Origin of the sequence: Microcoleus sp. B3-D2, from assembly GCF_036705345.1 — a bacterium.
Classification (GTDB): domain Bacteria; phylum Cyanobacteriota; class Cyanobacteriia; order Cyanobacteriales; family Microcoleaceae; genus Microcoleus.
Genome location: NZ_JAUBUG010000004.1, coordinates 1 through 13,252, shown reverse-complemented (window position 1 = coordinate 13,252; position 13,252 = coordinate 1). Strand labels below are relative to the sequence as shown.

Genomic DNA, 13,252 nt, shown 5'->3' with positions numbered 1-13,252 from the left:
AAGATGTTGGCAGCTATTTTATTTAGGACTTACGGAAAACACCCGGTTTTTAGTAGGAATATGGGAAAAAAAACGAGAAATCCGCTCATAAACCGGGTGTTTAGCCGTTTGTGCACAAGCAAGTCCTGTTATTGCTCGTTTACCAATCCTCAAATCCCCAGCAGGAGAGTCAAAGCATTATTTCCCCAAGTCAATGCTTTGTCTAACACTTTAAATCCCGCCACTTTGCACATACATTCTAAAGCAGTAGCTGTAGGTAGCCACCACCACCCCGCAAAGTCGTTGATGTCAAAAACTGCTTTCTCAGTTATCCCTAACATGGGTGCGCCGTCGGTGTGCTTCTGCCAGTAAGCTGTTAAAATAGCTCGTTCTACGTCGCCTAAAGCGGGAAGGAAAATTACCCCAGAAGCTGGAATTTCGTAGCGTCCCCGCTCGTTTTCTATAACTTCTTGAGTAATAGCTGAAGTTAAGATTAAATACTCCCCACTTATTTGACGCAAGTTAGTTAAAATTTGCAAAGGGTGAGGGTGGTGGTACAAAACTCCTGCACAGTGAACTACATCGTAAGGCTCGCCAATTTCTGCAAGCTGAATGTGACTTATATCTCGATTTATACAATTATAATTAGCAATCTTTAAACTTGTCATCCGATCGCGAAAATCTTGCCACCCGTGGAGGAATTCGGGCATGGCATCAATCATTGTAAGAGAAACTGCACCGTATTTGCTAGCTACAGATACTTTTTCGTTGACAGTTGCCGACAAGCCGCCGACTTGTGCAAAACTCTTACCTTTGACGACTCGGGCAATGTAGCGATCGGGAATATCGTGATTCTCCAACTCTAATAATATCCTGCGCTCGCCCGACGAGTCCTTTTTCTCCAAAACTTCCGCCAATTTCCCGGATATTGCGGGATCTTCGGGCCGGATTTCTAAGGCCATCAAGTACAAAACTGTCGCTGCGTCAATCCGATCGATGTCGGAAAATTTTTGGGCTATTTTACAGTAAAATTCCGGAGGGTGCAGGGGCAGCAACTCGTGGTGATAGTAGCTGGTTGCTGTGTCTAAATCGCTCGGACTTCTTTTGATGAGAGCATCGCCTAATTTGGTGTAAATTTTAGGTAGTTCAGGCTCTATTTCCAGCGCGCAAAGGTAAGCTGAAACCACATCGTTCCATTCGTGCATTTCAGTCAAAGCATCGCCTAAGTTGTAATAAGACCAAGAAAGATGGGGATTTAGTTCAATAGCGCGCTTGTAGGCGACAGATGCTGCTTTCCACTGCTGGGTTTTCAACAGCGCTTCTCCTAAATTGTGATAACTCCAAGAAAAGTTGGGATTGAGTTCGATCGCCCGCTGGTAGGCGCTGATTGCTGCTACCCAATCCTGGAGTTTAACTTTAGTTAAAGCTAAATTATAATGAGACCAAAAGAATTCTGAATCGAGTGCGATCGCCCTTTCGTATGCAGCCTCAGCTTTCCACCATTTTTGGAGCTGAAAAAAAGCATCTCCCAAGTTATGAAAAGAGCCGGAATAATTAGGATCTAAGTCAATAGCTCGCTGGTAAGCAGCGGCGGCGTCCGACCATTTTTCTAATTTGCTGCAAGCTTCCCCCATGCTGTAGTAACACCAAGAAAAATCTGGGTTAATTTCAACAGCCGTGCGGTAGGCAACAACGGCTTCTGGCCATTGTTCTAACTTGAGCAGCACACTACCTAAATTATAGTAAGACCAAAAAGAGTTGGGATTTAATTCAATACTTTCCCGGTAAGCGGCGACTGCTTCAGGTAATTGTCCGCTGTTTTGAAAAACCTTGCCTAATTTGTAATAAAGCTCAGAAATATCTGGCTGAAGTTGAATAGCTTTGCGGTAGTGGACAATAGCTTCATCCCACTTTTTTAGTTCGCTAGCAGCTTCTGCTAATTTGCAGTAAGCTTCGCAAAAACTCGGGTTTAAATAAATCGTGCGGTGGTAACAAGTCAGCGCTTTTTCTGGCTTGTTTTGCGCCAACAAAGTATTACCTAAATCGAGATATTCTTCCGCTATCTCTATCGGTTCCACCATGAGTGCTTGATACGAACACTCTGCTGCTTCTTCAGCTTGACCGACTTGGGTAAATATCCGGCTCAAATTACGGTAAAATCCTGCAAAGTTTGGTTGCAGGGAGATGGCTTTTTGGTAACAGGCGATCGCCTCTTGCCACTGTTCCAATGTAGCGCAGAGAGTCCCGAGGTTAGCAAAAGCTTCGGCAAAATCTGGTTGCAGGGCGATCGCAACTTTATACCAATACCTTGCGTCTTCTAGTTTACCCTGAGCTTGCAGCGCCTTTCCCAAGGTCTTGCAAGTCTCAGCCGAATTGGGTTCAGATGCCAAAACTTGTTGGCAAAGTGCGATCGCCTCATCCAACTTCCCTAAAGCCAAATAGACTTCTGCCTGTTGTTGTAAATCAACCGCTGCTGTTTCTGAATTCACTTCTTGCGTTCCTGCTTAGTAATAATTGCCTGTATAATTGTATGGTAAAACTTGTCTACTTTTCAACTCATGCACAGACATCTCCCTACCTGTAAATACCGGCTCGCCTGCATAGCATTTGTGCGCTCGCACTTTAAGTTAATTTGCACAACAAGAGTTGAATAAAAACTAATTTGGATTAAACTAAGAGAGCCACAGGTTAACAGCGAGGTAAAGAATGTCAGCAGCGACTCAGATACCGCAAGTCAGCGTAATTATACCAGCATACAACGGCGATCGCTACATTGCGCAAGCGGTAGAAAGCGCCCTAAACCAAACTTTTACTGATTTGGAAATTATCGTCATAGACGACGCTTCGACAGATCGGACACATGAGGTATTACAGCCTTATTTTGACAAAATTCGCTATGTATATCAAGAAAATCGAGGAGTAGCAGCCGCCCGCAACCGAGGAATTCAGGAAGCCAAAGGCGAAGTCATTGCTTTTTTAGATCAAGATGACTTCTTTCTGCCAGATAAATTAGCAGCACAAGTAGCGCTGTTTCGCCAGCAACCCTCATTAGGAATTGTTAACAGTGGCTGGCGTTTAGTTAACGAACAAGGCGACGCTATTTCTGACATCAAACCTTGGGAGTATTTCCCCAAGTTAGACTTAGAAACTTGGATAGTACAAATGCCCGTACTTCCCAGTGCCATGATGTTTTCGCGCCAGTGGCTGGAAATTGCAGGCGGGTTTAATTCTGAGTTTGATTCAGTAGACGATTCAGATTTAGTTTTACGTTTAGCAGTGTTTGGTTGCGAAGCAGCTTGGCTGCCTCAAGTGACAGTATGCTACCGCCAGCACGACCAAAATGTCTCAATAAAAAAAGCCCAGAAACAAGCAAATCTTTTTATTACATTAAAACAAAAATTTTTCGCTCGGCCTGATTTGCCGCAGCACATCCGCGAGTTAGAAAATTCGGCTTTCTACGAAGCATTGACTTGGATGGCATGGCAATTGTACTATAGTAGGTATCCAGTAGAGGCAGTTGAATTTTTCCAAAAATCTCTCACCTACAGTCCTTATTCTCCCGAAAAAACTGTAATAGATTGGGTCAAACGTCTAGCTAATATTTCTCAAGCTTACGGGCTTACAATCAATTTTCAATCATTAAGAAACTTATCAGAATGGAAAAAGTTAATGGCTAGCATATTTTCGGAAAAAACACCGCGAGTCAGCGTAATTATCCCAGTATACAACTGTGAGCGCTACATTACTAGAGCCGTAGAAAGCGTTATCGATCAAACTTACCAAGACTGGGAAATTATTGTCATAGATGACGGTTCTACAGACAGCACAAGCCTAGTCTTAAATGCTTACCGCGATATAATTCAGTACGTCTATCAGGAAAATCAAGGAGCAGCAATAGCTCGGAATCGCGGCTGCGAACTAGCCAAAGGCGAATTTTTAGCTTTTCTAGATGCCGACGACTTCTTCCTGCCAGAAAAACTTGCAAAACAGATTGCTTGTTTTGACGCAGACGCTTCTTTAGATATGGTTCAAACCGGTTGGTTGATAGTCGATGAAAAAGGCAAAGATATTTCCCCAGTCCTGCCTTGGGAATACGCACCACAATTAAATTTAGAAGCATTTGTTATGTATAAATACGCGCGCCCCAGCGCGATGATGTTGCGGCGGGAGTGGTGGGAACGATTGGGGGGATTTGACCCTCGCTTTCCGCCAACTGAAGATTTAGATTTTGTCTTGCGTTTAGCTTTAAAAGGCTGCAAATGTGTTTGGTTAAAAGAAATACTAACCTGCTACCGCCAGCACGATAGCAATCTCATGTCCGGCGGCTCCAAAGTAATGAAAAATATGGAAGTTGTGATGGAGCAATTCTTTGCGCGATCGGACTTGCCCAAGTACATCCGCGACTTGAGACTCCAAGAACGTTACAGGTCTTTAGTGTGGACGGGATGGCGAATGTATCGTGACGGCTATTTTGCCGAGATGGCTGAGTGTCTCGAAAAAGCTCTCTACTACACTCCTTTTTCTGGGACGCAAACTATTTTTAAGTGGGTGGAAGATTTCAAGGCATATTCGGCATCATACGGCTACAAATTTGATATTTGTGACTTGACTAATTTAAAGGAATGGCAAAGTATAGCATTCACGGCTGTCAACAATATCTCTCAATTTCAATCCGTCGCACCGAGTTTGATTGCTTCCCAGAAAGCAAGGCACGTACTCATGTACACAGAAGACCACGGAGTAGGGGGTTTAGCTCAATTCAACCATTCACTTTTATGCAAATTAGTAGCCGACGGCTACCGAGTTAGTAGTGTTCAAACTCAAGCTTCTAACCCTTTAATTGCCGAACAGCAGCAGCTAGGTATAGAGCATATTTGGCTGGAGTTCGATACGATGAAAGAGTTTGCGCGAATTGCTTATAATTTAGGGGATGCTGAAAAAATTTACGCGCAAGCTCAACCCGATTTAATTATATTTAGCGACGGCTGGGCTATGGCCAATTTTGCAGCCAAACAAGTTGCTATTAAGCAGAATATACCGTACATAATTGCTCTTGGTTATGTCGATAGCTATTCTAAAACATTCGATCGTGGCGATGGAATTTCTTATTTGGAGGCAGTGTCGTACCAGTACAGTTTATCTCGCTCGGTAATAGCAGTTTCTCACAATAATTTAAACTTATTTAAGAGGATATTCAAAAATCCTTTGGAACAGGGAAAAGTTATTTATTACGGCAGGCCGAACAGTTATTTTGAACCGCCAAATCTTTCAAACCGCCAACGCCTGCGCCAAGAACAAGGAATCCCCGAAGAAGCTGTGGTTTGTTTCACGGCGGCGAGACTGACTCCCATTAAAGGATATCAGTATCAATTGCACGCGATCGCCCAAATGAAAAATCGTCCGATTTGGTCACAGCTATACTTTGTTTGGGCCGGGCCCGGTTCTACCACTCACGACAATATGGAGCCTGAATTGAGAGCAAGTGTCAGCCAATTAGGAGTCACCGAACAGGTTAAATTCATAGGTCAGCGATGGGATATTGCCGATTGGTTAGACGCCAGCGACATCTTTATTTTATCTTCCGAAGCTGAGGGAATGCCGCTAGCAGTCATGGAAGCAATGGCGAAAGGATTGCCCGTAATTGCCACAGCAGTTAGCGGTATTCCCGAAGAGTTGGAAGAGACGGGAAAGTTGATACCCGATCCTAAAATTGACCCGCAAAAGACAGCACAAGAGTTAGCCGAAACCGTAGAACTATGGGCCCAAAATCCTGAATTGCGGAGGCTTGCAGGACAAGCTTGCAAACTCCGGGCCCAAGAACTATTCAAGGAAGAACGGATGCTTTTGGAATACGCAGAGGTCATCGAACAAGCCTTATCCGCTAGCAGCAATCAAGAACAATCACCGAGCGCCCCCAAATTCCAAAAGCAGATCCAACAAGTTGACAGTATGCTCAATTACTACTATCTAGTATGGAAAGCATGGGAAGCTTGGGAGCGCGGGGATGTGTCCGGGATGGTTGACAATTTGCATTCATCTTGGAAATGCACGCCACTGTTGACAACAGAAACTATCTTGAGTTGGATCGAAAATTTTGTGGTGTTCTCTTCAGAAAAGGGCGTTAAACTCGATACTTACTCGCTAATTCATTCCGAAGCTTGGCAACAATTGATAGAATCAATACAGGGTTTTGAAGCTGCCTTGTCTGTTCGTTAGGACTTTGGATAGCAGAATATCATTTCGCCTCGGAATGGCAATCTTAAAATTAAAAGCCTAACGCCGATAGATCCGATTTATGCAGGGCGGTGCATTCGCCAAAGTCTCGCGTTCAAGCCCCCGTGCCCGCCCTTCTGGGTTTCTGAATACCCTAACAGTTTTGGTGAAAAACTCACCCCATACAATATGCAATTCTCCTTCAAGTTCAAACCTATTAATAAGCTGCTGCCAATTTGCTTAGCTGCGCTAACTGTCTTGTTAATAACATATTGGGGGCAGCAACCAACTGTTGCCCAACTTCGATCGAACGTAACAGTGGATTTTGGACAGCCCGCCACGGGTACAATTTCCATGAGTGGCATCCTGCACGGAATCGACACTGCCAAACCGCCGGATAGCTCGATCAAACCCTTGCAGCCCAAACTTTGGCGGGCAGGGAGACTCGATATTTACGATCGAGTAATCGCCAGCGGAGCCGAGTTTCAGTTAATAGTCAGCGACTTGTGGGGCTACGGTAGCAATCCCAATGGCTGGCCCTATCAAAACTACCCCGCATGGGAATCCTTCATCCGACAGTTAGCCCAGCAAAATAAAGGCAAAAAAATTATTTGGGATGTATGGAATGAGCCAGATTGGACAGATCCATTTTGGAAGGGAAGCAGAGAACAATTCTTTGAAACTTACAAAAGAGCTTACAGAATCTTGCGGGAAGAATTGGGGCCGTCAGCAATTATTGGCGGGCCGAGCATCGCCATCTACAGCAAAGAATATCTCGCCGCTTTTTTGGATTACTGCAAGGCTAACAAACTTGAAGTAAACTTTCTCTCATGGCACGAACTTAACGACACGAGGATTTTATTTGTTGACGATCATGTCATCGATGCTAAACGCAATTTTCAGCAAAGTCCATCTTACAAGGAAGTGAAATTGCAAAAAATTTACGTCAACGAAATTGTGGGGAACTTAGCGCAGTACCAGCCGGGGGAAATCTTAGGTTATTTGTATAACTTAGAGTATGCAAAAGCTGACGGTGCTTGCAGAGCTTGCTGGGAGAGTAAAGGGCCAAATAAAGTTAGCAATTGCTTCAACAATACGCTTAGTGGGATGGTCACGCCTAATAATTTTGAACCGAGAGCAGCTTGGTGGACATACAAAGCTTATGCTGAGGGAGTTAATTCGCGGGTGCGGAGCTGGTCAAATAACAATCGCCTTGTCGCCTTAGCCAGCAAGTCAAATCCTGAAGGTAAAGCACAGATACTTTTAGGTTATTTCGATCCCAATTTTTCCTCAGCAACAACGGTAACATTAAGCCTCGGAAATTTGGAGCAGCTAGGTATTCAAAGAGGTCAGAAAATAACTCTAAAATTAGAAAAAATTCCCAACAATCAAGAAGGAGCCGTGCCACAGCTTGTCACTGTTAAAGAAGAAAGTTTGTCGGTAACTAGCGGCAGCTTGGCTTATGTTATCCCTAATTTCAACGTCCACGAAGGCTACTTATTGACGCTTAGCAAGTGATATCGTTTTCGGTTGCTTCGGCATTATAGAGAGGACACGGCAGTGCCGTGTCCCTACAAATATATAGATTTTAGCTGGGAGTATTCAAAGATTTTTGCACCGATTCCAACCACTCTCGGACTGTTTGATTTTCGGATTGTGGGTCGTAGTAACACCCTAATTCATCGAGGATGAATGCTTCTAAATCGGCTGGGGCGATCGGCATTTCTAACAGTTTGCTGAGTTCTTGCGATGCAGCTTCAACAGTTGCGGGCGGTTCGCTGCTGCGGTAGTTGTTCACTACATCGCTGGGAGTGTCAGCTTCTAATGGCCAGTCTTGGTGAAAGTAGGAACTGAAAAATTGGGTTAAATGAGGAAATTGATTGATCATTGGGGATAGGCTGTGAGAATAAAGTATCCGGGAGGTAATTTGGCGCTGCGCTGGAGGACGATTCTCAGGCGAGATGTTGAAGTTGCTTTGGATGCGCGGCGACGCAGAGTAATGCCAATGATTCTGTTGGCATTGTAGTCGATCGTATAACGATTGCCTCGACTTTTCACCCAGGAGTCGATCGCACTTTGATTTCTGTTTATTGCTTCTGAAATAGCCGCCTCGGCGACGGAACGGTCAGTAAAGGAAGATGCGGCAGAAATTCTCGTTTCGCTTGCGAGTCGCTGTGCTAGTTCTGCTTCTGTTTTGCCAACGTGTCTCTCTAAAGTGTGTCCTCCTGCTGATTCGTGAAAGTCTAATCCGCCGCCCGGTATGTTGGGTACAAAAGCTACGGTCGTTTGTGGTAGGGTTGAGATTTTAGGTGCAACAACCGTGGCGTAAACACCAGGTATAGCCGATTGGAATAATATAATTATTGAGGCGATCGCACAGAGGATACCTAAAAAGTTTTTTAGGCGAGCGAGTTGATTTTTCATTTCTGTTGAAGGTCTTTCTTATATTTAGTATAGGTATTTGCTGTTTTTTTGTCTATTTCTTAATCGACTCTTAATAAGTTAGAAATTGCGCTGTATTCAAATATACTGTCCGCAGAACCCACCCTACTGTTAGTTAGAAATTGCACGCAGCATTTAAATACATGGTGTGCACGGAACACCCTAGGATTATTCCTAAATACACGGTGTCCACGGATCACCCTACGATTATTTATAATAATTCGTGATTTCTGGGGTTTACAAAGCTTTACTCACTATGAGAAAATGTTAATAATTCTTTGAAATAATCCCTGATGATTGATGATAAATTAATTTATCATCTTTAAAAATGTGACAAAATGCAACTAGTTATCCTAGCTGGCGGTCTCGGTACTCGTCTCAGAGAAGAAACAGAATTTCGTCCCAAACCCTTAGTTGAGGTGGGGGGGCATCCAATTATTTGGCACATCATGAAAATCTATGCACACTACGGTTTCCAAAACTTTATTGTGTGCTTGGGCTATCGCGGCAACATGATTAAAGAATATTTCCTCAATTATGAAGCCATGAACAATGACTTTACTATCTGTCTGGGACGCCAAAATGCCATCACTTATCACGAGGAACATCTGGAACAAGATTTTAATGTTACCCTGGCTGAAACTGGCGCGGCAAGCATGACAGGAGGGCGGGTAAAACGGATCGAAAAATATATCGATCGCGAGAATTTCATGGTGACATACGGCGATGGAGTAGCTGATGTCAATATTGACGCCTTGCTCGAATTTCACAAGTCTCACGGGAAGCTGGCCACTGTCACCACATTTCGTCCGATTTCTCGCTTTGGAATTTTGGATGTAGACAGCGATAGCCGCGTAGTTCAATTTTCTGAAAAACCTCAAGTTGACGGCTGGATCAGTATTGGATATATGATATTCAACCGCCGGGTCTTTGAGTATTTGGGGGGAGATGATTGTATTTTAGAACAAGAGCCGATGCAGCGTTTGGCGGCAGACGGACAATTGATGGCTTACCGTCATGAGGGCTTCTTCTTTGCAATGGATACTTTTCGAGAATACAAGTATTTAAACGAACTTTGGGATGAAGGAAAGGCTCCTTGGAAAGTTTGGTAATGAGTTAGTTTTGAGGCGGGCTTTTAGGCTCGCTTCATAAAAATTTGAATAAATATAAAGCAGATTATACGTTTATAAAGTACACCCCGCGAGCGAGCGAGTAGTAGTGACATGGCAGTGCCGTGTCCCTACCTCTGCTATAAAATAATTATAAAAAATGGATTCCCAAGAAATTCTCAACAGCACAGAAACTTACCTACAAAAGTGCGTTGCACCCCAGGCGGAAATTATCGACAGCGACTCGGAAGCGCTGAAAACAGCAGTTGCTGGATTAGACAATCGATCGCTCTTAGCATTGCGAGTTCCCCAAAAATGGGGCGGCGGTGAAATTGCACCGGAGATTTTTTACCAATATCAGGAATTGACGGCTCGATATTCCGGCGCTTTGTCTTTCCTGCAAACTCAGCACCACAGCGCAACTGGGATGCTTGCCAACAGCGACAATGAAATGCTAAAAAGCAGATATTTGCCCGCGATCGCCCAAAAAGAGTTACGCTTGGGTATTGGGTTTTCGCATTTGAGGCGAGCGGGCGATCCAGCCGTCACCGCAACTCCCGTAAAAGCGGCCTATTTACTGTCAGGAAAAGTTCCTTGGGTAACAGGTTTTGGCTTGTTTCAAAAGTTTATTGTAGCGGCGGTACTTCCTGACGAACGTGCTGTTTTCGGTTTAGTGCCTTTTACCAATAGTGAACGCGAATCGGGTAAAATAGCTTTTAGCGAAATCATGCAGTTAATCGCCATGAACTCGACTAATACTGTGACAGCCACTCTCGATAATTGGTTGTTGCATGAATCGGAAATAATTTCAGTTAAACCTGTCGGCTGGATTTCGGAAAACGACAGCAAAAATATACTGAATTTTGTTCCGGGTACTTTTGGCTGTATTCGAGCGGGATTGGATGTAATTGCAGCAGCGGCGGCTGCTAAGAATTCACCTTTTATAACGGCAGCTTGCCAAAAACTAGAGCAAAAGCTCGATCGGCTAAAACAGAATTTCTCACAATCTCAACATAGCTCGAAAGCAGAACAATTAGCGCTGCGAGCTCAAGCCATTGATTTAGCGGTGCGTTGCGGGCACGCTGCGGTTGCAGTTTCTAGCGGTGCTGCTAACGGTGTGCTACACCCAGCCGGGAGAGTTTATCGAGAAGCTTTGGTGTATACTGTTTCCGGGCAAACAAAGGATGTGATGGAAGCAACGCTCGATCGACTAATCGAATTTTAGATTGTAGATTTTATATTTTATATTGAACTTGCAAAAGGTCAAAAACTAAACTGTGTTTAATAAATAATAGATATATTTAACCTGATGACCAACAACTTCAACTCAAATAACTTAAAAACGATCGCCTACAGCCAAATTATAGACTTAACCCATGCAATTCATCCAAATATTCCCATTTGGCCAGGAGATCCAGCCACAGAAATTGCCACAGTATCTCAAATAGCAACAGACGGGTATTTCCTGCGAAAATTCTCAATGGGAGAACACAGCGGCACTCACATCAACGCACCCAACAGCTTTTATGCAGGAGGCGCCAGCATTGATAGTTATTCCCCGCAGTCGTTAGTTTCCCCCGCAATTGCGATCGACATCCGAGAGCAAAGTCTTGCCAATCCCGACTACACTTTAACAATTGATGATATATTGACTTGGGAACGGCAGCACAAACTTATAGAACCGGGAAATATAGTTTTATTGTATACTGGTTGGCAAAAAAAATGGGATAACGAGGGAGCATTTTTCAACCGAGACGATCGCGGAATTTGCCACTTTCCCGGATTTGGCAAAGCAGCCACTCAATTTTTGCTAGAAGAACGCTCTATCGCGGGGATAGGGACTGACACCCACGGAGTCGATACCGGGCAAGATGAAAGTTTTGCGGTTAACAAATTGGTATTGGAAAAAAAGCGAATAGTCCTGGAAAATCTAGCAAATCTCGACTTGTTACCTGCGGCTGACATCACTTTAGTTATCGGAATATTGCGCCTTTTAGGAGGTTCCGGCTCGCCTGTGTCAGTGTTAGCTTTTGTGGCTTAGTGCGGTCAAACTTACATCTTGTATCATTCTCAAGAACAGGCAAGATGCCTGTGCCACAAAGAGTGAATTTTCTTGTGGAACGGGCATCTTGTCTGTTCCTAAATAGGTAATTGAGAATGGTGCAATATCTCAGGTAAAATTATATTGAGAGAAGTCGAGTAAAAACAATAATAAGATTAATGACAGAACTGCCCAAGGATCTCAACGAGGCGATCGCCCAATCCCGCATGGCCACCGCCGCTGCCCTCTCGGACGGCAAAACTCTACTGCAAGTCGAATTAGTATTTCCAGAAATCGCCCTGCAAGCACAGTCTATCACCGAACAATTCCTCCCAGAATTTGAAGAAATCTACCCCGGAGTAAAAGTCTTTTTTCCCGACGCCGGTGCGGCAGCCCTCGCGCGCCGCGACTGGGGAGAAACACCGTTTAAAGTCAGTGATTTGGGTAGCAGTCGCAGCCCTGTTGAAGATAAAATAGCACCGGAAGATCAACTTTTCCTTTTGATCAATCCAGCAGCCGTAGAAGTGGCCCAAGTCGAACAACTTTACATAGCTGCGGCCGGTCGCCCAGTAATTCTACTCAACCCGCGCCTGGAAGATGTTGCCACTATAGGTATAGGCTATGCGGGTCGCCAATTGCGCGATCGATTCCTCAGCAAAATTGAATCCTGCTACTACATCAGACCCCTAGACGCTGCTGCTTTATTCCGCTGCTACCCCCAATCGTGGCAAGTGTGGCTGGAAACAAACAACCAATACGAACTAATTTCTGAAACCGCCCAAAAACCAGTCGGAGACGATTTAGAGCGGATTTTAGCCAAAGCTCTCGGAACCGACGATCCTGACTCCACCACACCTGCCAAACCCTTAAAAAAGAAAGGTTTTTTGGCAGAACTCCAGACATTCCTCAAAGCTTTGACTCAGTGACAATCGTTAAGGCTCGATCGTATTTTAGGGTGTGTCATATCAAATCCGTTAGCATCGGAATAGTAAATTCGAGTTCACTGTTGACTGTTGACGGTTCACGGCGTCAACAGTCAACCGTCAACCGTCAACATCATGTATGAGTGTAGTTAGAGAGTCGATGGCAGAGTGTCCCCTACCATCTCTCCTACAAAACCGTGCTTGCGACTTTCACCGCACACGGCTCCTGAGTGGTGTAATCCTGGTTATGGATACAGTAAGATCGCATCATGATCTGATTGCTACGGCTTGATAGTTTTCCTTTTACCCCTACATCCCACCATCAGATTTTTCTGTGGCCGACGGCTTTTAAAGGGCTACTTGGTCTCTATCTTTTACACCACCCGGTGCTGTCAGCATATCTCTGTCATTACAACAAAGCATTGGCTTCTGCGACCATCCCTCACACTCACAGCTTACGGCTAGCAGCCTACTTATTTTTAAGGGCTGTGAGAGCTTTACTTCGTTCCGATTACACATTGGTTGAACATGACAGCGTAATGCTT

The 13,252-nt window shown here is 44.4% G+C and carries 9 protein-coding genes; 6 read left to right on the top strand and 3 right to left on the bottom strand.

Features of this window, described 5'->3' with window-relative positions; translation table 11 throughout:
- Window positions 1-149: 149 nt before the first annotated feature.
- On the bottom strand, window positions 150-2,468 hold the full coding sequence (locus QUB14_RS02545) for a tetratricopeptide repeat protein (protein WP_333215072.1): 2,319 nt from the start codon (window positions 2,466-2,468) through the stop codon (window positions 150-152).
- A gap of 217 nt (window positions 2,469-2,685) precedes the next feature.
- On the opposite strand from QUB14_RS02545, the gene QUB14_RS02540 reads away from it, so the two are divergent.
- Entirely contained in the window at window positions 2,686-6,195 is a 3,510-nt protein-coding gene (locus QUB14_RS02540) for a glycosyltransferase (protein WP_333215074.1), read from the top strand.
- A 255-nt stretch (window positions 6,196-6,450) separates the two neighbouring features.
- The gene (locus tag QUB14_RS02535; protein WP_333215076.1) at window positions 6,451-7,710 is read left to right on the top strand and encodes a GH39 family glycosyl hydrolase; all 1,260 of its coding nucleotides are present in this window, start codon (window positions 6,451-6,453) and stop codon (window positions 7,708-7,710) included.
- A gap of 70 nt (window positions 7,711-7,780) precedes the next feature.
- On the opposite strand, the gene QUB14_RS02530 is transcribed toward QUB14_RS02535, so the two are convergent.
- Together QUB14_RS02530 and QUB14_RS02525 are read right to left on the bottom strand one after the other, a co-directional pair.
- Window positions 7,781-8,080, bottom strand: a complete 300-nt coding sequence (locus QUB14_RS02530) for a contact-dependent growth inhibition system immunity protein (RefSeq protein WP_333215078.1) — start codon at window positions 8,078-8,080, stop codon at window positions 7,781-7,783.
- Complete coding sequence (locus tag QUB14_RS02525) at window positions 8,077-8,616, bottom strand: RNase A-like domain-containing protein (protein ID WP_333215080.1); 540 nt, start codon at window positions 8,614-8,616, stop codon at window positions 8,077-8,079. Before QUB14_RS02525 ends, QUB14_RS02530 begins: the two co-directional genes overlap by 4 nt.
- A gap of 356 nt (window positions 8,617-8,972) precedes the next feature.
- Between QUB14_RS02525 and rfbF the strand changes: the two genes are divergently transcribed.
- From rfbF to QUB14_RS02505, 4 genes are all read left to right on the top strand, one after another.
- On the top strand, window positions 8,973-9,746 hold the full coding sequence (gene rfbF / locus QUB14_RS02520) for a glucose-1-phosphate cytidylyltransferase (RefSeq protein WP_190657938.1): 774 nt from the start codon (window positions 8,973-8,975) through the stop codon (window positions 9,744-9,746).
- Window positions 9,747-9,903: 157 nt separating this feature from the next.
- On the top strand, window positions 9,904-10,968 hold the full coding sequence (locus tag QUB14_RS02515) for an acyl-CoA dehydrogenase family protein (RefSeq protein ID WP_333215083.1): 1,065 nt from the start codon (window positions 9,904-9,906) through the stop codon (window positions 10,966-10,968).
- Window positions 10,969-11,052: 84 nt separating this feature from the next.
- Window positions 11,053-11,784 (top strand): cyclase family protein, encoded by a 732-nt coding sequence (locus QUB14_RS02510; protein ID WP_333215085.1) that lies wholly within the window; start codon window positions 11,053-11,055, stop codon window positions 11,782-11,784.
- Between the two features lie 179 nt (window positions 11,785-11,963).
- On the top strand, window positions 11,964-12,710 hold the full coding sequence (locus tag QUB14_RS02505; RefSeq protein ID WP_333215087.1) for a DUF1995 family protein: 747 nt from the start codon (window positions 11,964-11,966) through the stop codon (window positions 12,708-12,710).
- The last annotated feature ends 542 nt before the right edge of the window (window positions 12,711-13,252 follow it).